The organism is Streptomyces sp. NPDC093085, from assembly GCF_040683935.1.
Taxonomy (GTDB): Bacteria; Actinomycetota; Actinomycetes; order Streptomycetales; family Streptomycetaceae; genus Streptomyces.
Genome location: NZ_JBFBFB010000004.1, coordinates 198,234 through 218,698, shown reverse-complemented (window position 1 = coordinate 218,698; position 20,465 = coordinate 198,234). Strand labels below are relative to the sequence as shown.

The 20,465-nt window shown below is 72.5% G+C and carries 19 protein-coding genes and 1 pseudogene; 12 read left to right on the top strand and 8 right to left on the bottom strand.

Annotated features, from left to right (window positions below; genetic code table 11):
- Window positions 1-379 precede the first annotated feature (379 nt).
- Window positions 380-1,945 (top strand): PAS domain-containing sensor histidine kinase, encoded by a 1,566-nt coding sequence (locus AB0O07_RS14700; protein ID WP_365633036.1) that lies wholly within the window; start codon window positions 380-382, stop codon window positions 1,943-1,945.
- Between the two features lie 227 nt (window positions 1,946-2,172).
- On the opposite strand, the gene AB0O07_RS14695 is transcribed toward AB0O07_RS14700, so the two are convergent.
- Together AB0O07_RS14695 and AB0O07_RS14690 are read right to left on the bottom strand one after the other, a co-directional pair.
- Complete coding sequence (locus AB0O07_RS14695; RefSeq protein ID WP_004937597.1) at window positions 2,173-2,430, bottom strand: WhiB family transcriptional regulator; 258 nt, start codon at window positions 2,428-2,430, stop codon at window positions 2,173-2,175.
- 323 nt (window positions 2,431-2,753) lie between these two features.
- Window positions 2,754-3,722, bottom strand: coding sequence for a diacylglycerol kinase family protein (locus AB0O07_RS14690; RefSeq protein ID WP_365632029.1), 969 nt, complete (start codon window positions 3,720-3,722; stop codon window positions 2,754-2,756).
- A gap of 259 nt (window positions 3,723-3,981) precedes the next feature.
- Here AB0O07_RS14690 and AB0O07_RS14685 point away from each other — a divergent pair, with 259 nt between their 5' ends.
- Entirely contained in the window at window positions 3,982-4,446 is a 465-nt protein-coding gene (locus AB0O07_RS14685; RefSeq protein ID WP_365632026.1) for a hypothetical protein, read from the top strand.
- 76 nt (window positions 4,447-4,522) lie between these two features.
- Here the strand turns inward: AB0O07_RS14685 and AB0O07_RS14680 are convergent, their stop codons facing one another.
- Both AB0O07_RS14680 and AB0O07_RS14675 read right to left on the bottom strand, forming a co-directional pair.
- Window positions 4,523-5,518: an RNA polymerase sigma factor SigF gene (locus AB0O07_RS14680; RefSeq protein WP_365633033.1), complete on the bottom strand. Its 996-nt coding sequence runs from the start codon at window positions 5,516-5,518 to the stop codon at window positions 4,523-4,525.
- Between the two features lie 35 nt (window positions 5,519-5,553).
- Window positions 5,554-5,967: an anti-sigma regulatory factor gene (locus AB0O07_RS14675; RefSeq protein WP_365632024.1), complete on the bottom strand. Its 414-nt coding sequence runs from the start codon at window positions 5,965-5,967 to the stop codon at window positions 5,554-5,556.
- 565 nt (window positions 5,968-6,532) lie between these two features.
- Between AB0O07_RS14675 and AB0O07_RS14670 the strand changes: the two genes are divergently transcribed.
- The 5 genes from AB0O07_RS14670 (at window position 6,533) to AB0O07_RS14650 (ending at window position 12,444) form a co-directional block, all read left to right on the top strand.
- On the top strand, window positions 6,533-8,134 hold the full coding sequence (locus tag AB0O07_RS14670) for a Na+/H+ antiporter (RefSeq protein WP_365632021.1): 1,602 nt from the start codon (window positions 6,533-6,535) through the stop codon (window positions 8,132-8,134).
- A gap of 266 nt (window positions 8,135-8,400) precedes the next feature.
- The gene (locus tag AB0O07_RS14665; RefSeq protein ID WP_365632018.1) at window positions 8,401-9,810 is read left to right on the top strand and encodes a family 2B encapsulin nanocompartment shell protein; all 1,410 of its coding nucleotides are present in this window, start codon (window positions 8,401-8,403) and stop codon (window positions 9,808-9,810) included.
- A gap of 98 nt (window positions 9,811-9,908) precedes the next feature.
- Entirely contained in the window at window positions 9,909-10,958 is a 1,050-nt protein-coding gene (locus AB0O07_RS14660; protein WP_365633030.1) for a family 2 encapsulin nanocompartment cargo protein polyprenyl transferase, read from the top strand.
- 186 nt (window positions 10,959-11,144) lie between these two features.
- Window positions 11,145-11,696, top strand: coding sequence for a GNAT family N-acetyltransferase (locus tag AB0O07_RS14655; RefSeq protein ID WP_365633027.1), 552 nt, complete (start codon window positions 11,145-11,147; stop codon window positions 11,694-11,696).
- A 298-nt stretch (window positions 11,697-11,994) separates the two neighbouring features.
- Window positions 11,995-12,444, top strand: a complete 450-nt coding sequence (locus tag AB0O07_RS14650; protein WP_365632016.1) for a DUF6304 family protein — start codon at window positions 11,995-11,997, stop codon at window positions 12,442-12,444.
- Between the two features lie 209 nt (window positions 12,445-12,653).
- Here AB0O07_RS14650 and snpA read toward each other — a convergent pair whose 3' ends face one another.
- Window positions 12,654-13,331, bottom strand: a complete 678-nt coding sequence (gene snpA / locus AB0O07_RS14645) for a snapalysin (protein ID WP_365632013.1) — start codon at window positions 13,329-13,331, stop codon at window positions 12,654-12,656.
- Between the two features lie 211 nt (window positions 13,332-13,542).
- Between snpA and AB0O07_RS14640 the strand changes: the two genes are divergently transcribed.
- Complete coding sequence (locus AB0O07_RS14640; RefSeq protein ID WP_365632010.1) at window positions 13,543-14,520, top strand: LysR family transcriptional regulator; 978 nt, start codon at window positions 13,543-13,545, stop codon at window positions 14,518-14,520.
- Between the two features lie 15 nt (window positions 14,521-14,535).
- On the opposite strand, the gene AB0O07_RS14635 is transcribed toward AB0O07_RS14640, so the two are convergent.
- Complete coding sequence (locus tag AB0O07_RS14635; protein ID WP_365632007.1) at window positions 14,536-15,585, bottom strand: amidohydrolase family protein; 1,050 nt, start codon at window positions 15,583-15,585, stop codon at window positions 14,536-14,538.
- Between the two features lie 157 nt (window positions 15,586-15,742).
- Between AB0O07_RS14635 and AB0O07_RS14630 the strand changes: the two genes are divergently transcribed.
- Window positions 15,743-16,150, top strand: coding sequence for a RidA family protein (locus AB0O07_RS14630; RefSeq protein WP_365632004.1), 408 nt, complete (start codon window positions 15,743-15,745; stop codon window positions 16,148-16,150).
- 109 nt (window positions 16,151-16,259) lie between these two features.
- Window positions 16,260-17,789 (top strand): protein kinase, encoded by a 1,530-nt coding sequence (locus AB0O07_RS14625; RefSeq protein WP_365632001.1) that lies wholly within the window; start codon window positions 16,260-16,262, stop codon window positions 17,787-17,789.
- A gap of 142 nt (window positions 17,790-17,931) precedes the next feature.
- On the opposite strand, the gene sodN is transcribed toward AB0O07_RS14625, so the two are convergent.
- Entirely contained in the window at window positions 17,932-18,327 is a 396-nt protein-coding gene (gene sodN / locus AB0O07_RS14620) for a superoxide dismutase, Ni (RefSeq protein WP_365631998.1), read from the bottom strand.
- 212 nt (window positions 18,328-18,539) lie between these two features.
- Here sodN and sodX point away from each other — a divergent pair, with 212 nt between their 5' ends.
- Window positions 18,540-18,974: a nickel-type superoxide dismutase maturation protease gene (gene sodX, locus AB0O07_RS14615; protein ID WP_365633024.1), complete on the top strand. Its 435-nt coding sequence runs from the start codon at window positions 18,540-18,542 to the stop codon at window positions 18,972-18,974.
- Here the strand turns inward: sodX and AB0O07_RS14610 are convergent.
- A pseudogene (locus tag AB0O07_RS14610) lies at window positions 18,860-19,507 on the bottom strand (CGNR zinc finger domain-containing protein); the annotation flags it as partial. The gene sodX and the pseudogene AB0O07_RS14610 overlap by 115 nt on opposite strands.
- Before the next feature lie 99 nt (window positions 19,508-19,606).
- Between AB0O07_RS14610 and AB0O07_RS14605 the strand changes: the two are divergent.
- Window positions 19,607-20,410 carry a class I SAM-dependent methyltransferase gene (locus AB0O07_RS14605; RefSeq protein ID WP_365631995.1) on the top strand — a complete coding sequence of 268 codons (804 nt, stop codon included), beginning with the start codon at window positions 19,607-19,609 and terminating at the stop codon, window positions 20,408-20,410.
- Window positions 20,411-20,465: the final 55 nt, after the last annotated feature.

Below are 20,465 nucleotides of genomic sequence, written 5' to 3'. Positions count from 1 at the left end.
GAGCCGAGTCGAGAGTGGGGCGGGCTTCTGTGTCAGGGGCACCCTGTCGGGGAAAGCCCTGAGACACCCGCGGGCCGCGGCGCCGCGACGGGACCCTCAACCCGTACGGCACCGCAGCCCGGAGTTGCAACGGCCGACAGGCGTGCGGTCCCGGCGGCCGTGGGGAGAGGTTCCGCCGCAGTCAGGGCAGAGAGCGCCGGTACCTCGCTCCGCCCCCTTGTGCGAGAGGGCGGAAGTCTGTAGCGCCATTCTGGACTAGACCATTCCTGGGTGTCCATGCCCGTGACGCCTACGCAGAGCCTAATTCTCGCCTACCCTCCAGTACAGACCGCGGACCGCACTGATCCGTTCCACGGGTACGCTCGCTGGTGTGCCCTCCATGAACGAACTCGTACGCCAGCACACCGCCCTCGGGGAATCCGACCTGGAGTGGCTCCATCTGCTGGTCTCGGAGTGGCAGCTCCTCTCCGACCTCTCCTTCGCCGACCTGGTCCTCTGGGTCCCCACCCGGGACGGCACCCGCTATGTCTCCGTCGCCCAGATGCGCCCCAACACCGGGCCCACCTCCTACCAGGACGACATGGTCGGCCACCTGGTGCCGCGCGGCCGGCGCCCCCTGCTGGACGCCGCGCTCGACGAGGGCCGGATCGTCCGGGAGGGTGACCCCGAGTGGCGTGAGGAAGTACCCGTACGGGTCGAGTCGATCCCCGTACGGCGCGAGGGGCGGGTCCTCGGGGTCATCGCCCGCAACACCAACCTGCTCACCGTCCGCACCCCGAGCCGGCTGGAGCTGAGCTACCTCCAGTCCGCCTCCGACCTGGCCCAGATGATCGCGGCGGGAACGTTTCCCTTCCCGGGCCAGCAGGTCGACATGGACGCCTCGCCCCGGGTCGGGGACGGGCTGATCCGGCTCGACGCCGACGGGGTGGTCCAGTACGCCAGCCCCAACGCCCTCTCCGCGTATCACCGGTTGGGACTCGCGTCCGACCTGGTGGGACAGCACCTCGGCCAGGCCACCGACGCCCTCGCCCCGGCCCGGGGCCCGGTCGACGAGGCCATGGTCAAACTCGCCAGCGGCTACGCGCCCCGGGAGACCGAGGTCGAGGGGGACGGCGGGGTCATCCAGCTCCGTACCATCCCGCTCAAGCCCAAGGGCACCCGGATCGGCTCCCTGGTCCTCCTCCGGGACGTGACGGAACTCCGCCGCCGCGAACGGGAGTTGATCACCAAGGACGCCACCATCCGGGAGATCCACCACCGGGTGAAGAACAACCTCCAGACGGTCGCCGCGCTGCTGCGCCTCCAGGCCCGCCGGATGGACTCGGTACGGGGCCGCGAGGCGCTCAACGAGGCGGTACGGCGCGTCGGTTCGATCGCGATCGTCCACGAGACGCTGTCTCAGAATCTGGACGAGCGGGTCGAGTTCGACGAGATCGCCGACCGGGTGCTGGCCATGGTGGCGGAGATCTCGCCGGGCAAGGTCCTCTGCCGCCGCACCGGACGGTTCGGCATCCTCGACGCCGAGGTGGCCACCCCGCTCTCCATGGTGCTCACCGAAATCCTCCAGAACGCGCTGGAGCACGCCTTCGCGCCGGGGGAGGAGGGCCGGGTGGACGTCTCCGCCGTACGGAGCGGGGGCGCGCCGGGGAAGGGGAGAGGGAAGCGGCGGAACGGAGGGGCGCGTTCCGGGCGGGGCGGGCCGGGGTACGGCCCCGGCGGCGGGCCCGGGGGGCCGGACGCTTCCGATGTCCGGCTGATGATCACGATTCAGGACGACGGGCGCGGGCTGCCCGAGGGGTTCGACCCGAAGCAGGCCGGGAACCTCGGGCTCCAGATCGTCCGGACGCTGGTGGAGGGCGAGTTGGGCGGCACGTTCGACATGGTGCCGGCGCCGGTGCGGGGCACGCGGGTGCTGCTCGACATCCCCGTGGAGCCGCAGAAGTAGCAGAAGCAGGAGGGGCGGGGGTCGGCGCCGTACTCGCGCGGGGGCCGGCCCCGCCGCGTACGAACGTACCGACGACAAGCGTCGAGCCCCGGACCGTTCTACGGTCCGGGGCTCGGTCGAATCTCGCTGTGCGATGCGCATCGGGGGGTACTGCGCGCTGCGTTTCGGGGGCGGGGCTATGCGTACGCGCTGTACGCTCCGCCGGCTGAGGCTGTTACCAGGGTGGTTCAGGCGGTCGCGTTGCGCGCCCGGTTGCGAGCGGCGCGACGCTTCATCGCGCGGCGCTCGTCCTCGCTGAGTCCACCCCAGACGCCGGAGTCCTGGCCGGACTCAAGCGCCCACTGCAGGCACTGCTCCATGACGGGGCAGCGACGGCAGACGGCCTTGGCTTCCTCGATCTGCAGCAGCGCAGGACCGGTGTTGCCGATGGGGAAGAACAGCTCGGGGTCTTCCTCGCGGCAAACGGCGTTGTGACGCCAGTCCATGGCTGCTACCTCTCTTGGTATGTCGTATGTCGTGCAGGTTGCTTGTGAATGTGAACGCTTTCACGAATCCCTCGACAAGGGAAGGGTCGACCGCCGGGGGAACCGACGGGGTCCTTGCTTCGAGGAGGGGTTCTGGCTCTCAGGGAGGCCGGTGAAGCGGGCCGTCCCGAGCGCCATGTAGAGATTCGCAAACCTCGGCGGCGGATACAACCCCTTCTGGAAAGTTTTTTTTGATTCCTCGGTGTCGACTAGGTCACAGCCGTACTTCCATGGGGTGGATGGCAGCCTAAACGTTCGACTGAAAGGAGTTTTAGGTCTTCCACTCACACAATCACACGCAGTGCACGGCGAACGCCTGTGAACGTCACGCTCGTACGCACTCCGAGATGGTCGCCGTCCATCTGGAAGGGGAGAGGCGCCTTCGAATGCAAGGTGAAGTCGGTCAGGTCGTGCAGGGACACCGCATGGCGCCCATGAGGCCCCCGGTCAGGGGTGGAGGTCAGCAGCTGGGTGCCGTGCAGGGCCGCCGCCGGGGTCGACATCCTGGTCAGTCCGAGGACGTCCAGTGCCAAATCGAAGGACGCGGTGGGCGACGAGTACAGCGGCCGATTCCCGAGATAAGTGTAAGGAGCGGTGTTGCAGATTATCGCCAGAACGAGATCTGTGACCGGATCCTCACCGGGCCGCTCCAAAGTGATCATTCCGTGTCTGCGGTGCGGTTCCTCCAGGAACTGGCGTATCACTTGTCGTACGTAGAGTGCGTGCGTCGAACGTTTTCCCCGTTCCCGGTGTTGTTCCACGCGCCCGACGACCCCCGCGTCGAAGCCGAACCCCGCGTTGAACGTGAACCAGCGCGCCGGCACCGACTCGTCCTCCGTGCCCGGCGTCCCGGCGGCGAGGCCGAGTCCGACCGTGCGTTCGCTCTTCTCCTCCAGCGCCTGGAGGATCGCGCCGGTCGCCTCCACCGCGTCGTTGGGGAGTCCGAGCGCGCGGGCGAACACATTGGTGGAGCCGCCGGGGACGACCGCGAGGCGCGGCAGCCGGTCCGGGTCCGGGCCGCCGTGCAGCAGGCCGTTGACGACCTCGTTGACGGTGCCGTCCCCGCCCAGCGCCACGACCAGTTCGACGTCGTCCGAGTCGGCGGCCCGCCGGCCCAGGTCCCGGGCGTGCCCCCGGTACTCGGTCGTCACCGCCTCCAGCTTCATCTCGCTGGCGAGCGCGTGGATGAGTACGTCACGGGTGCGGGCACTGGTGGTGGTTGCTGCCGGATTGACCACGAGAAGTGCGCGCATGCCCAGCAGATTACCGGCCGGGTGCCGGCCGGTCGCCCTCGGGCGTCACAGGCACGGCGCCGGGCCCCGGGGGTACGGTGCCGGGTTGCCGGGGGTACGGCGCGACGGGTTCCGGACGTACGGTGCGACGCGCCCCCGCGGTACGGCGCGCGGGTTCCGGCGGTGCGGCGGCGATGCTCCCTCGGCGCTCCCTCAGCGGTACGGCGGCGATGCGCGGGCGGGGCGGTGGCGCCGTACCCGGGGCGGCTACCCTGCCAGGGTGAGCAGAGCGACACGTCCGGACCCCGCAGCCCCCGACCCCGCGTCCACCGCCGAGCCGGGGCCGCGCCCCGCCCGGCTGACCGGGGCCGCAGCCGTCAGCGCCGTGGAAGCCCTGGCGCTCTTCACCGGCGGGGGATATCTGCTGGTGATGGGGTTGCTCGGGCGCCCGGACTCCCCGCAGCAGGCCGAGATGGGCGGCCTGACCCTGATCGCCCTCGGGGTGATCCCGCTGCTCGCCGCGCGCGGGCTGCTGCTGCGCCGGAGCTGGAGCCGGGGGCCCGCGATGATCACGCAGATCATCGCGCTGCCCGTGGCGTACACCCTGCTCACCTCGGACGGCGCCGGGATCCCCGCCGGGATCGTCCTGGCGGCCCTCGCCGTGACCGGGCTCGTCCTGCTCGTCAACCCGACGACCACCGAGGCCCTGGGCATCCGGGGCCCGGGCCCCGACGACGCGCCCTGACCCACCACGCGCCCACCGCGCTCCAGCACCTCCGGTCAGCCCGCCCCTTCGGGCGCCGTGTCCCCTTGCCCGGGGGCTACTCCTCGACGAGCAGGCGTTCGCGCAACTGCGCCAGTGTGCGCGCCAGCAGCCGGGAGACGTGCATCTGCGAGATGCCGACCTCCTGCGCGATCTGTGACTGCGTCATGTTGCCGAAGAACCGGAGCAGCAGGATCCGCTTCTCCCGGGGCGGCAGGTCCTCCAGCAGTGGCTTGAGCGACTCCCGGTACTCGACGCCCTCCAGGGCCTCGTCCTCCGCGCCCAGTGTGTCCGCGACCGCCGGGGACTCGTCGTCCGTGTCCGGGACGTCCAGGGAGAGTGTGGAGTAGGCGTTGGCGGACTCCAGGCCCTCCAGGACCTCCTCCTCCGAGATGGCCAGCCGCTCGGCCAGTTCGTGCACCGTCGGCGACCTGCCGTGCTGCTGCGACAGCTCGGCCGTGGCGGTGGTCAGGGCGAGGCGCAGCTCCTGGAGGCGGCGCGGTACCCGTACCGCCCAGCCCTTGTCCCGGAAGTGCCGCTTGATCTCCCCGACGACCGTCGGCGTCGCGTACGTCGAGAACTCGACCCCGCGCTCCGGGTCGAACCGGTCCACCGACTTGATCAGGCCGATGGTGGCGACCTGGGTCAGGTCGTCCAGCGGCTCCCCGCGGTTGCGGAACCGCCGCGCGAGATGCTCGACCAGCGGCAGATGCATCCGGACGAGCTGATTCCGTAGATCCGCCTTCTCCGGCGAACCGTCCGGCAGGGAGCGCAGCGCGATGAACATGGCCCGCGCACCGCTGCGGTCATGTGGGTCCTGCCGCGCGTCGCCCCGCGAAGCGGTCTCCCGCTCGCGCTCCGGCTCGCTGTGCTGCTCGCTCATATAGGCCGCCCGCTCTGCCCGCACCCGCTCTGCCCGCGGCTGGTCAGCCGCGGTCGTCTGGCCGTCGAGTCCGTCCTCCGGATGGGGACGGGCCTGCTGCTCGGGGATGCCCGCGGGGGCGAGCACCGGCTCCGCAGGAGCCTCGTGCCCTCCCCGCGGCTCTGGTGGGATGCGCCCCTCGTCGCGCACCGGACCGTCCCCGCTCCTCACGCCGGCCCGGGTCCCGCGCCGCGCTGTTTGTAGAGGCTGATGGTGACCGTACGGTCCTCGGACACCGTCGACTCGACCTTGCCGGCGAGCGCGGAGAGCACCGTCCACGCGAACGTGTCGCGCTCCGGGGCGCGCCCGTCGGTGGTGGGGGCCGAGACGGTCACTTCGAGCGAGTCCTCGACAAGCCGGAAGACGCAACTGAGAACGGAGCCGGGGACGGCCTGCTGGAGCAGGATCGCGCAGGCTTCGTCCACCGCGATGCGGAGGTCCTCGATCTCGTCGAGGGTGAAGTCCAAGCGCGCCGCGAGGCCGGCCGTGGCCGTACGCAGCACAGACAGGTAGGCACCCGCAGCGGGCAGCCGGACTTCCACGAAGTCCTGGGTCCCGGGCTCGCCTGCGATCTGGGACACCCTCACCTCCAAGGTGGCACAAGCTCTTCGGGGCTCCCGACAGGGCGTGTCGAGGAGCCTTGCGGTACGTGTCATTACGTAGCCGGTCTGGGGGGCGACGCTATCGCGATCCATAGTGCCGTGTCGCCGGGACCCCCATCCGATGCCGTCACTCATGGTAAGCATATGACCACGGAAAGTGGCTAGGGGTCTGCGGCATCCAATTGAGAAGAACCGGAGGAGGGTTGACGTACCCAGTCACCACACGGTCGAACCGTTCCCACCGGGCCGGTCGTCGTGTTCGCGCCGAACACACCCGCCCGCACACGGCCGGGCGGCACGGCGCCGGGCACGGTGACACGACCGGTGCGCGGCCGGGACGTATCCGGGACGGATGTCGCAAGGGTTCCGTATGCCGCAGGGTTCGCAGGGTTCCGTATGCCGCAGGGTTCCGGATGTCACGGGGTTCCGGATGTCACAGGGTTTCCGGGATGGATGAAGCGGCAGGGCGACTTGACGACGGTAGGACGGGGACGGGCGGGGCCGCGCGGCGCGGCGCCCGGGCCGGGTGCGGAGGGAGCCGGGAATGGACGTACTGCCGCTGATCGCGCTGGTGGCGGCCAGCGCCGCGATCGCCGGGGCCGCCCGCAGGACACCGGTGGCCGCGCCACTGCTGCTGGTCGCCGCCGGTCTCGGCGCCTCGTACGTGCCCGGTGTGCCGGAGTACACACTGGACCCGCACATCGTGCTGCCGCTGATCCTGCCGCCGCTGCTCTACACCGCCGCCGTGGACAGCTCCTACCTCGACCTGCGGGCCAACATCCGCCCCGTGGCGATGCTCTCGGTCGGATACGTCCTGTTCGCGACCGTCGCGGTGGGGTGGCTCACCTATCTCCTCGTCCCCGGTCTGCCGCTGACCACCGCGCTGGTCCTGGGCGCGGTCGTGGCGCCGCCCGACGCGGTGGCCGCCACCGCCATCGCCCGCAGACTGGGGCTCCCCGGCCGGATCACCACCATCCTCCAGGGTGAGTCCCTGCTCAACGACGCGACGGCCATCACCGCCTTCAAGGTGGCGCTCGCCGCCGCCGTCGGCGCGGGCGCGAGCTGGGCCGGCGGGGTGCGCGAGTTCGCGCTCGCCGCGCTGGGCGGTGTCGGTGTCGGACTCGTCCTGATGCTCCCACTCCAGTGGCTCCGCACCCACCTCACCGAGGCGCTGCTCCAGAACACACTCTCGCTGCTCATCCCGTTCGTCGCGTACACGGCGGCCGAACAGGTCGGCGCCTCCGGCGTGCTCGCCGTCGTGGTGGTGGCACTCCACCTCGGACACCACTCCTGGCAGGTGGACTTCGCGACCCGGCTCCAGGAGGCCGCGGTGTGGAAGATGGTCGCGTTCGTCCTGGAGTCGGCGGTGTTCGCGCTCATCGGGCTCCAACTGCCGGTGGTGGTCCGGGGGCTCGGCGAGTACGGGGTCGGCGAGGCGGCGCTCTACGCGCTCGGGGTCTTCGCCGCCGTGGTCGCCGTACGGTTCCTCTGGGTGTACCCGGCGACGTTCCTGCCCCGCAGGCTCTCCGCGCGGATCCGGGAGCGGGAGCCCGACACGACGTGGACCGCGCCGCTCATCGTGGGGTGGGCGGGGATGCGCGGTGTGGTCTCGCTCGCCATCGCCTTCTCCATCCCGGCCGTGACCCAGGACGACACACCGTTCCCCGGGCGCAATCTCGTCCTGTTCCTGGCGTTCACCACCGTCATCGGCACCCTGGTCGTCCAGGGACTCACACTGCCGCCGCTGATCCGGATGCTGCCGCTGCCGGGCCGCGACCCGCAGCGCGAGACGCTCGCCGAGGCGCAGGCGCAGAGCGAGGCGTCCGCGGCGGCGGAACGGCGGCTGGACGAGTTGCTGGCGGACGAGCGCAACGCGCTGCCGCAGCCGCTCGCCGAACGCCTCCGTACGGTGCTGGAGCGGCGCCGCAACGCGGTGTGGGAACGGCTCGGCGCGGTCAACGAGATCACCGGGGAGTCGGCCGACGAGACCTACCGGCGGCTCTCCCGCGAGATGATCGAGGCGGAGCGCGCCGTCTTCGTGGCGCTGCGCGACCGGCGGCGCATCGACGACGAGATGCTGCGGACGCTGCTGCGCCGGCTCGACCTGGAGGAGGCGGCGGCGTACCGGGAGGACGGCGCGGAGTGACCGGGCGGGGGCCGGGGTTCTGGCCGGTCTCGGCCGCTCCCGGCCGGTCCGGACCGGCGCGTCGGGCGGGCTCCGGAGGGGTTCGGGCGGGCTCCGGTGGTCTCCAGCGGCCCTCGCGATGCGCCGTCGGGGTGAATTTCTTCGTGCCCTGCCCCGTTTCGCGCGGTTCAGTCCCACTCGTTTGTGTAATGGCGCAAAAGCGCACCGTGATGGAACCATTTTCCTCGCAGGTCGATACAAGATCGAATGCGTGAGAGGAAGACTTCATGTCGGTTTCGGTTGGTGACGAGGTCCGCGCGGTGCAGCCGCCCCAGCAGAGTCTTGGGACGGACGCCGCTCGGAACCTGGCGACCACCACCAAGTCGGCGCCGCAGATGCAGGAGATCACCTCGCGGTGGCTGCTGCGGATGCTGCCGTGGGTCCAGGTGCAGGGCGGCACCTACCGGGTGAACCGCCGGCTCAGCTACGCGGTGGGGGACGGGCGGGTCACTTTCGTGCAGACCGGCGACCGGGTCTCCGTCATCCCCGCCGAGCTGGGCGAGCTGCCCGCCCTGCGCACATACGGGGACGAGGAGGTGCTGGCCGAGCTGGCGCGCCGGTGCGAGCAGCGCCACTTCGAGCCCGGCCAGGTGCTCGCGGCCTCCGGCGACGCGGCGGACGAGGTCTTCCTGCTGGCACACGGCCGGGTGGAGAAGACCGGCACGGGTCCTTACGGGGACGAGACGGAGCTCGGTGTGCTCGCCGACGGCTCCTACTTCGGCGAGCAGGCCCTGGTGGACGGGGAGGCCACCTGGGAGTTCACCGCGCGCGCCGCGACGAAGTGCACGGTGCTCGTGCTGACCCGGCAGGACGTACGGAACCTGGCGGAGCGCGAGGACTCGCTCCGCACCCACTTGGAGGAGTGGAGCGCGACCCCGGAGCACGAGACCAACAAGTACGGCGAGGCCGCCATCGACCTCTCCGCCGGGCATGTCGGGGAAGCCGTCGTCCCGCACACCTACGTGGATTACGAGGGGGCCCCGCGCGAGTACGAACTGAGCGTCGCGCAGACCGTGCTGAAGGTGCACAGCAGGGTCGCCGACCTCTACAACCAGCCGATGAACCAGACCGAGCAGCAGTTGCGGCTCACGGTCGAGGCGCTCCGGGAGCGCCAGGAGCACGAGCTGATCAACAACCCCGAGTTCGGTCTGCTCAACAACTGCGACTACGGGCAGCGCCTCCAGCCCCACGACGGGGTGCCCGGCCCGGACGACATGGACGAACTGCTCTCGCGCCGCCGGGGCTCGAAGCTCTTCCTGGCCCACCCCCGGGCCATCGCCGCCTTCGGCCGTGAGTGCAGCAAGCGCGGGCTCTACCCGGACACCGTCGAGGTCGCCGGGACCCATGTGCCGGCCTGGCGCGGGGTGCCGATCTTCCCGTGCAACAAGATCCCCGTCTCCTCCGCCCGGACCTCCTCGATCATCTGTATGCGTACCGGCGAGACCGAGCAGGGCGTCATCGGCCTGCACCAGACCGGGATCCCGGACGAGATCGAGCCGAGCATGTCGGTCCGCTTCATGGGCATCGACGAGCAGGCGATCATCTCGTACCTGGTCACGGCGTACTACTCGGCGGCCGTCCTGGTGCCCGACGCGCTCGGGGTGCTGGAGAACGTGGAGGTGGGCCGCTGGCGGTGAGCGGCCGGCGCCCGGGGCCGGCCGGCCCCGGGCGCCCCGGCGCCCCGCGCCGTTCCCCGTCGTTCCGCCCTGCCGTCAGAGGAAGTTGACCCGTGACCATGACCAGCAACGGTGCCGCCACCGAAGGGCACGAGGCCGTGGCCTTCCTGGAGCGCACCCGTACCGCGGTCGATCCCGCGCTCCGCTCCGCCGTCGAGTCGCTGCCCACCCCGATACGCGGCGTCGGGCTCTACCACTTCGGCTGGGCCGGGGCCGACGGCACCCCGTCCCCGGGAGGCGCCGCGCGGGCCGGCAAGGCGATCAGGCCCGCGCTGGTGCTCGCCGCGACCAGGGCCTTCGGCGGGGATCCCGGCACCGCCGTCCGGGCGGCGGTCGCCGTCGAGCTGGCCCACAACTTCACCCTGCTCCATGACGATGTGATCGACGAGGACCCGGTACGGCGCCACCGGGCCACCGCGTGGACGGTCTTCGGGGCCCCGGACGCCATCCTGACGGGCGACGCCGTCCTCGCCCTCGCGCTGCGCCTCCTCGCGGAGGACCCGCACCCGGCCTCGGCCGCCGCCTCGGCACATCTGGCGAGCTGTGTGATGGAGCTGTGCGGGGGCCAGCAGGCGGACTGCGCCCTGGAGTCCCGCGACCCGGGGGAGGTGACCCTGGACGAGTGCCTGGCCATGGCGACCGCCAAGACCGGGGCGCTGCTGGGCACCTCGTGCGCGGTGGGCGCGCTCTACGCGGGGGCGGGGCCCGAGCAGGCGCGGGCCATGGACGCCTTCGGCCGGGAGGCGGGGCTCGCCTTCCAGCTCATCGACGACCTGATCGGGATCTGGGGCGACCCCGACCGTACGGGGAAGCCGGCCGGCGCCGATCTGGCCGCCCACAAGAAGTCGCTGCCGGTCGTCGCGGCGCTGGTCTCCGGTACCCCCGCCGCCGGGGAGCTGGCCGAGCTGTACCGCCGGCCGCTGGACGCGGAGGGGGTACGGCGCGCCGCCGACGCCGTGGAACGGGCCGGGGGCCGCGACTGGGCGCAGCACGAGGCGGCCGAGCGGATGTCCCGGGCCGTGCAGCAGCTCTCCCGGGCCGTCCCCGACCATGGCGCCGCGGGCGATCTGCTGGCGCTCGCGGAGTTCGTCACCCGCCGCAGTCGCTGACGGGTGCGGCCCGCTTACGTTCCGCGTATGGGTCAACTCTAAGATCTGGGCGTCGAGTTGACGCCGTATCTGGAGGACCGGAACGTGAGCGTGAACAACCTGGACAGCACGGGCACCACGGACGGTACGGGCGGGGGCGGCGGGGGTGTCGCCATCAGACGGGGGGATGCGGCCGACCGGCCGACGCTGATCCGGCTGCTGGAGGAGGCGTTCGAGGCCGACCCGGTGACCCGGTGGGTCTTCCCCGAGGCGGACCACCGCCGCAAGGTGTGCGGGCTCTTCTTCGGTGTCTTCGCGGACGCCGCGCTGACGGAGGGCCGGGTGGAGCTGCTGGAGGACGGCACGGGCATGGCGCTCTGGCTCCAGGAGCCGGCCGGGATCCCCGAGGAGGAGGACGACACCCCGGCCCGGATGCGGGAGATCGCCGACCCGGAGAACGAACGGGCCGAGCTGGTCGGGCGGCTGACCGGTGCCGTACACCCGCACGACCGGGCGCACGAGTATCTGCTGATGATCGCGGTCTCCCCGGAGCACCAGGGGCGCGGCCTCGGACGGCGGCTGATCGAATCGGTGCTGGAGCGGTGCGACCGGGACGGGGTGCCCGCGTATCTGGAGGCGAGCAGCGCGCGGAGCAGGCGGCTCTACGAACGGCTCGGCTTCCGGTTCACCGGCACCACGGTCGACCTCCCGGACGGGCCGCACATGTGGCCGATGTGGCGCGAGCCGCGTCCCCGCTGAGAATTGGCCGGAAAGCCGCTATGGCCCCGAGCGGCGGCCGGGGGTCCCCACCTCCGGCCCCGCGAGGTGACCGGTCCAGTCGGGCAGCCGGTCCCGACCCGGGTCGCGTTGGTCACGTACGGCGGAACCCGCTGGTCCGGGCGGCGGGGCCGGCGGGGCGGCGCGAGCGATTTCGCCACCGGGAGGGGGCCGTACGGGCCCGTACGGGCGCGCGAAAACGGAGCACTCGTCAGGAACTACGCACCGGGGCGACTCCCCGCGGTGCGGCGGAAGTTGGGCTACCGCTACAGTCCGCGCCATGACAGCGGAGTCGACGGATACATGGGCGGGCTGGTACCGGGACCGCCAGGGTGCGGAAGCGATCACTCTCACCGCGGGTGGGCGTCAGGTACGGACCCAGATCAGGGGGGTCGAGTACGAAGGGGCGGATTTCGCCGTACTCGAAGCGGTGGGCAAGGACGCGGGCGCGAAGCTGTCCTCCTGCGTCATGGAGTGGGACATCCCGCTGCCCGTCAACTCCGACGGCGCGGTCGAACAGGCCACCTTGAGCTGCCTGCTCGCGCTCGGCGAGCGGGACGGCGAGGGCCCGGCCGGCCGGGCCGAGCTGAGCCTGACCCTGCACTGCGGCGGGACGGCGTACGCGTCGGGGATAGCCGGGGCCGGCTTCGAGGAGGCGCTGGGCCGGATCAAGCGCCAGCTCCCGACCGACACGGAGCTGTCGGACCGGCCGCTGGTGGGCGCGTCCTGACCGGCGGCCGGGGCGTCCCGCCGGGCGGCGCGCAGGACCCGTACGGCCCGCAAAGCCCGTACGGCCCGCGAACCCCGGGCGGCGCGTAAGGCCTGTACGGCGCGCAAAGCCCGTACGGCGCGTCGAGTCCGTGGGAGGAACACGGGAAGGGGCGTCCCGTGGGGGGTGGCTTGCGGTGGACGCCCCTTCCCGTGCGGTGCGGGGTGCGGTCAGGAGAGCTTGGCCAGCGCGGCGGCGAGGCCGTTCGCCCACAGGGTCTCGACCCTGGCCCGCTCGGCGGCGTTCGGCTGGGCGTTCTGGCAGGAGGTGCCGGGGCCGCCGCCGGACATCAGCTCACTGCACGGGCCCGAGTAGTGGTCGGGGAGGCCGAGGACGTGCCCGGTCTCGTGGGCGGTCACGCGCGTCGAGTTGTACTGCTGGTTCTGCGCGTAGTCGAGGAAGATATAGCCGGAACCGTGGCCGTTGGTGCTGGCGTAAGAGCCGCGCGAGTCGTTGCCCTCCCGGTAGGTGAAGTCGACGCCGCTGGTGCCGGCCTGGAGCTTCACATTGGAGACGGCGCTGTTCCAGATCGAGGTGCTCGCCGCTATCTGACTGGCGAAGGTCGGCGCGGCGGAGGCGTTGTAGACGACGGTGACGGCCTGGATGCCGGGGTTCGCCGCGCGCTTCTCCGCGACCGACTTCAGGACGGCGTCGAAGAACGCCTTGTTGTTCGCGGCCTCCTCCGCCGAGCCCGCGTACGCGGCGTGCGTGGTCGCGGCGGGCGCGGTGCCGGGGGCGACGGAGCGCTCGGTGTCGGCGGCGGAGGCGGTGGGGGCGAGGGCGAGGGCCGTCGTGAGGGTGAGGCCGATGGTGCACACCGCGGAGAGAACGGACTTGGGGTGTCGCATGTGGGGGGCTCCTGCTTCCTGCTCGTCCGTGCACGGGATTTCGGGTACCGCAGAGTCTCGATGAGTTCGCCCCGGGGCGGATGATGTCAGTCGCCGATAGCACCAGAGCATCACCCGCACCACGGGCGCGGCCGTATTTCATCGGATCGGGCGTGATTGCGGCGGTCTGACCATCTGGTGCGGCCCTGGAGGCCGTTCTACTCTCTGGTACATGGAGCTGGAGGTGAGACACCTGCGCGCCCTGTGCGCCATCGCCGACACCGGCAGCCTGCACAAAGCCGCCCGGGAACTCGGTATGAGCCAGCCCTCCCTCACCACCCAACTGCGCCGGATCGAGAAGGCGCTGGGGGCCGAGCTCTTCGCCCGCGAGCGCACCGGCTGCCGGCCGACCCCGCTGGGCCGCTCCGTGCTCAGCCGGGCCCGGCCGCTGGTCGCCGGGATGGCCACCCTGGTCGCCGAGGCGCGCGCGGCGGCCGACCGGAGCGCCGGGCCCCGGCTGCGCGTCGGCTCCACCGCCAGCCGCGCGCTCGCCGGCTGGCTGCGCCGGCTGCGCCAGCGGATGCCCGGTACGGACATCTCGCTCCATATGGACGTCTCGCCGGGCGCGCTGCTGCGGATGGTCGCGGCGGGCCAGCTCGACGTGGCGTTCGTGCACGAGGTGGAGGGGTGCCCGCTGACCGTCCCCGACGGGCTGGTCCGGCGCGTCCTGGTGGAGCGGGAGCCGCAGTTCATCTCCATGGCCCGGGACCATCCGGCGGCCGGCTCCACCGTCGTGGAGCTGGCCGATCTCGCCGGGGACCGGTGGATGGTCGACCCCGCGGTGGACGGCGAGTGGGACGGGGTGCGCCGGGTGCTGGGCGCGGCCGGGCTCAACCCCCGCGTACTGCACGGCGATTATCTGACCGCCGCGTCGCTGATCGCGGTCGGCGAGGCGGTCGCCCCCTGCCAGCCCACCTCGCGCCCGCGCGACGACATGGCGATCCGTCCGCTGCGGGACGACCCGCTGGCGGTACGGCTGCTGCTCTTCTCGCGGGCCTCCGGGCTCGGGGGCCCCGGCGAACCCGCCCTGGACGCACAGGTGTTCACGGATCTGACGGCGGCGTACCGGGAGGCGGCGCTGCGGTCGGCGGACTACCGCCGCTGGCTCACCCGCCACAAGAGCCCCTTGCTCCACGCGGGCGCGGCCTGAGCCCGGCCGGAGGGTTCAGCGCACGACCTGCCCCTTGAGCACGATCCGGCTCGGGTGCGCCAGGACCTCCGGGTGCGCCACCGGGTCCCGGTCGTACGCGACGACATCCGCCGGGGCCCCGTCCACCAGCCCCGGCAGCCCCAGCCACTCCCGCGCCGCCCAGGACGCGGCCCCGAGCGCGGCCTCCGGCGGCAGCCCGGCCCGTACCAGCCAGGACGACTCGGCGGCGACCGTCCCGCAGGGCAGGCTGTCCGTACCGGCGAGGACGGTGACCCCCGCCTCGTACGCGGCCCGTACGGTGCCGGGCAGCGCCGCCCAGCCGGCGAGCCAGTCGTCCCGGCGCGCGGACGGCGCGTCGGCCCGCCGCCGGTCCGCCCCGGCCGCGAAGACGCTCAGCGTGGGGACGAGGGCGGTGCCCTGCGCGGCCATCCGGTCCAGCAGATCCGGGTCGAGGTGCATCCCGTGTTCCAGGCTGTCCGCCCCGGCGAGCACGGCGTTGCGGCTGCCCTCGGCGGTCTGGCAGTGCACGGCGACCCGGCCGCCGGCCGCGTGGACGGCCCGTACGGTCGCGGTGAGCAGCTCCAGCGGTACGGCCGGCTCGTCCCACCGCCAGTCGCCGACCACCTTGCACCAGCCGTCGGCGGCCGTCGCCTCCTCCACGGCGGCGGCGACGAGTCCGTCCTCCCCGATGTCGCGCCCGACGCCCGGGAAGAACCGCCCGGGCGTCGCCAGCCACCGCCCGGCGGAGCGCACCCGGGGCAGGGCGCGGTCGTGGGCCGTCCAGCCGGGAACACGGGCAGCGGTTCCGGGCGTACGGACCAGCAGGACGCCCGCGTCGCGGTGCTCGGCGAGGTGACGGCGGAAGACCGCGTCGTCGAACGGATCCGCGAGCCCCTCCGTACCGGGATGGGTGTGCACATCGACCAGGCCGGGCAGCAGCCAGCCGCCGTCGACGGCGAACTCACCGGAGCCGGGCGCCGGGTCCTCGCGGAGCACCTCGCCGTCGGTCCGGAAGACGCGCTCCACACGTTCGGGCAGCACGACGCCCCGTATCCGCAACCCCATGGTCCGTTCCCCGTCCTTCCCCCGCCGGTTCCGCGGCCCGCAGCGTAGAGGGAAACCCTCTGCCGGGACGAGTGGCGGCGATCACGCTGAGCAGGGCGGGGTGCTGGAACGTATCAGCAGGCAGACACCCCTGGGGCGATACGAGGAGCGATGCGAGATGGCCCACCGGATGACCGTGCCCGGCCTCTTCCCGCCGCCGGACTACGCGCATGTCGCGGTCGTGGCGCCGGAGCGGGAACTGGCGTTCCTGGCCGGGGCCGTGCCGCTCGACGGCGACGGCAAGCTGGTCGGCCCGGAGGACTTCGTGGCCCAGACGGAACAGGTCCTCGCCAACCTGGAGAGCGCCCTGGAGGCCATCGGATGCGGCCTCGGTGACGTCGTGTCCACCACGGTCTCCGTCGCGACCTCGGACCCGGCGGACCTGAGCCGGGTCTGGGAGGTGGTCCGCGCGGGCGGACTCACCCTGGGGCCGCACGCCTCCACGCTCCTCGGCGTGGCCTGCCTCGGGTACACCGGGCAGCTCGTGGAGATCACGGCCGTGGCGGAACTGCCCGCCAGGGAGTGAGGGCGCGATCGGATACCCTCTGGCCCGTATGGCCTTTCACCGTTCGGCAGTTGAAGGTGACGGCGGTACGGGTGAACTGGCCGGGTGACTGGAGGGAGAACGGCGCGGCATGGTGGGCGTAACCGGACCGATCCGGACAGGGGTGGCGCTGGCCGGCGGGCGCTACCGGATCGGGGAACAGGTCGGCCAGGGCGGCATGGCCACCGTCCACCGGGCGCACGACACCGCGCTCAACCGGACCGTCGCCGTCAAGAGCATGCTCACCGAGCTCGCCCATGACGAGCAGTGCCGGGTACGGTTCCGCCGCGAGGCCCAGTCGGTGGCCCGGCTCAGCCACGCCTCCGTGGTCGCGGTGCACGACACCGGCGAGGAGCGGTTCGCCGACGGCCAGGTGATCCCGTACCTCGTCATGGAGTTCGTCCACGGCGACCCGCTCAACATGCTGCTCGCCCGCTCGGTGGGGCCCGGCGGCATCCCCGGCGCGGTCGGTCTCGACCGGGCCCTCGAACTCACCGCCGAGGTGCTCTCCGCGCTGATCGCCAGTCACACCGCCGGGATCGTGCACCGGGACATCAAGCCCTCCAACGTCATCGTGGCGGAGGGCGGCGCGGTCAAGGTCATGGACTTCGGCATCGCCCGGATCCTGGACGCGCCGGGCCAGGAGGGCGCGCGGACGGCGCTCACCATGGCGGGCAGTGCGATCGGGACACCCCAGTACATGTCGCCCGAGCAGTTCGAGGGGCGCCTGACGGTCGACGGCAGGACCGACCTGTACGCGGTCGGTGTGCTGCTCTTCCAACTCGTCAGCGGCAACGTTCCGTTCGACGGCGCGTCGCACATCTCCATCGGCTTCCTCCATGTGACGGGTGAGGTGCCCACGCTGGCCTCGCGCGGGATCGGGGTGCCGGCGGAGGTCGAGGCGGTGATCGCGCGGGCGCTGCGGAAGGACCCGGCCGAGCGCTTCCCGGACGCCAGGTCGATGCGGGACGAGGTCGTCCGCGTACGGGAGAACCTGCGCGGGGCCGCCACGACCCTCGACCCGGCACGCCTCGCCGGGGCCCCGGCGACCGTCCCGGACCAGGAGGGGGCGGCCCCGGTCCCCGTACGGCCGGCGGCGCACCCGGTACGGCCCGCCTCGGCCCCCGTATCCCCGGCCCCCGCCCCGGCGTTCCCGGCAGCGCGCCCGCCCGCGGCCCCGCCGCCCCCGGCGGCCCCGGCCCGCCCGGGGTACGGCTACCCGCCGTACGCGGCCGGGCCCGCCCGGGCCACCCCGGCGACCACGCCGTCCCCCGGAGCGACCAAGCTACCGGGCTCCGGGCCCGGCTCCGCCCCGGCGGCGCTGCGGCCCGGCGGGACGCGCCAGCCGGGCTGGAAGCTCCAGCGCCCGCTGGTCTGGGCGTACGCCATGATCCTGCCGTCCTTCCTGTCCCTGGGGATCGGCGGCCCGTTCCTCCTCGTGAGCGCGCTCTTCGCCATCCTCGGCTTCCGCTACTCCCTCAAGGCCCGCACCGTCGCCGCCCTGGAGCCCACCGCCCTCTCCCGCTTCGGCCTCCGGCTGGCGGCCCACCTGCCGCTCCTGGCCCACCTGATGTTCTTCGGCACGTGCCTGCACGAGGGCTACCTGTACGGCATGGGGTGACCTGACACGGGCGGCGGCCCGCGCGAACTCCCCCGTCCTGACCGGCTGGAGACAGCGCGGCCGGAAAACAGACCGCACCCGCCCCCTCGGGCACGCCGCGTCGGGCGGCCGGGGGACGGGTGCGGGCCGGGAAGGGCCGGGTTCAGGCCTTCTTGGTCTCCCAGAAGATGCGGTCGATCTCGGCGATGAGTTCGAGGGCCTTCTCGCCCGTCTTCGGGTCGGTCGACGCCTTCGCGGCGGAGAGGGCCTTGAGGGTGTCGTTGACGAGCTGGTGGAGCTGCGGGTACTTCTCGAAGTGCGGGGGCTTGAAGTAGTCGCTCCAGAGCACCGAGACGTGGTGCTTGGCCAGCTCGGCGCGCTGCTCCTTGATGACGGTGGCGCGGGCCTGGAAGTGCGCGTCGTCGTTGGCGCCCATCTTTTCCTGGACGGCCTTGACGGACTCGGCCTCGATGCGGGCCTGGGCGGGGTCGTACACGCCGCAGGGCAGGTCGCAGTGGGCGCTGACCTTCACCTTGGGCGCAAACAGGCGGGAGAGCATGGAGCGGTCCTTCCTCGTGATCGTCTTCTCAGGTGGGAGATTACTCCGTGAGAGGTCGGATTTCGCGAGGGGCCCCCAGGGCTTAGGACAAAAGTCCGGGGCCACGGGGGACCGGGGGCGGAACGTACCGTGGGACCGGGAGGTGCCGGATGACGGGACTGGGGCAGGAGCCGGAGCGGGTGCCGGGGGGTGGGCTCGGGGAGGCCGGGGGGGTGCCGGGGCGGGAGGCCCGGGTGCCCTGGGGGATCGCGGAGGTGACCGGGCCTTCCATGTATCCCACGCTCAGGCATGGCGATCAGCTCCTCGTGCGCTACGGCGCTCCGGTCAGGGCCGGGCAGGTGGCCGTGCTCCGGCATCCGCTCCAGCAGGACCTGCTCATCGTCAAGCGGCTGGCCGAGCGGCGCGAGGGCGGCTGGTGGGTGCTCGGGGACAACCCGGGGGCCGAGGGCGACAGCCGGGTCTTCGGGGCGGTGCCCGACGAGTTGCTGCTCGGGGTGGTCCGGGCGCGGTACCGGCCGCTGGGGGATCAGCGGTCGGCGCGCGCGGTGCTCTCCTGGCTGCTCCTGGGCGTACGGCCGGTGCTCGCCGGGTCCGGGGCCCCGTCGGTGAGGCGGCGTTCGCTCTCGCGGCGCTTGCGCGCCCGGTAGGCGGCCACGTTGGCGCGGGTCGCGCACCGGTCCGAGCAGTAGCGCCGGGAGCGGTTGGTGGAGGTGTCCAGATACGCGTTACGGCACGGCGCGGCCTGGCAGAGGCCGAGCCGGTCCACCCCGTACTCCGTCAGATGGAACGCGAGCCCCATCGCCGCGATCGCCGCGTACCCCGCCGTCGCGTTGGACGGGTGCTCCACGAGGTGCATGTGCCAGCGGGGCCGGCCCTCGTCGTCCAGATAGTCGTGCCCGGAGATCTGCGGGCTCACGGGGAACTCCAGCAGCAGCGAGTTGAGCAGGTCCACCGCCCCGGTCGGCTCGCCCGTGTCGGCGGCGGTGAAGACGGCGCGCAGCCGGGTCCGTACGGAGCGCAGACGCGTCACGTCCGCCTCGGTGGCGCGGCGGGCCGCCGGTGAACCGGCCGCGAAGAGCGAGCGAACGGTCTCCACCGAGGTGAGGGTGTCCGTGCCGCGGGCCGGTTCCTCGGTGTTCACCAGGCGTACGGCATAGTCCGAGTAAGAGGCCAGTTCCACTTGTAGTCCTTACGGAAGCGGTCTAGGGTCGGGGGGCGTCGGGGGTGGTAATGGACCGTTACGGCCCCAGGGTATTACCGGAGGGCGGGAGGGGTTTCCATGGCGGATACCGGGACGGGCACGACGGGGACGGCGGGTACGGGAGCGGGGGCGCGGACGGCGGCCGAGTGGCGGGGCTGGCAGGAGAGCTGGGACCGGCAGCAGGAGTGGTACCTCCCGGACCGGGAGGAGCGTTTCCGCATCATGCTGGACATGGTCGAGGCCACCGTGGGCCCCGCACCGAGGGTGCTGGACCTCGCCTGCGGTACGGGAAGTATCACGGCCAGAGTGGTGAATCGGTTCCCCGGAGCCGTCTGCACGGGAGTCGACCTCGACCCCGCGCTGCTCACCATCGCGCGCGGGACCTTCGCCGGGGACGAGCGCGTCTCCTTCGTCACCGCCGACCTCACGGACCCCGGCTGGCCGGGGCTGCTGCCGTACGCGACGTACGACGCCGTGCTCACCGCCACCGCGCTGCACTGGATCCCCGAGGAGCCGCTGGCCGCGCTGTACGGGCGGCTCGCCGGGGTGGTCGGGGCGGGCGGCGTGCTCATGAACGCCGACCATATGCCGGACCCGGCCACCCCCCGGATCAACGAGGCCGAACGGGTCCACCGGCTCGGCGCCATGGAGCGGGCCAGGGCCGCGGGCGCCGTCGACTGGCCGGGATGGTGGGAGCTGGCCCGCCGCGACCCGGTCCTCGCCGGCCCCGCCGAGGAGCGCTTCCGGATCTTCGGCGAGCACGAGGAGGGGGACGCGCCGTCGCTGGAGTGGCATGTACGGGCCCTGCGCGCGGCCGGGTTCGGAGAGGCCCGCGCCGTCTGGGCCTCGCCCAGCGACTCGCTCGTGCTCGCCCTGAAGTAGCCGGCGCGGGGGGAGAGGCGGGGACGGGGAGAGACGCGGAGACGGGGGAAGCGGG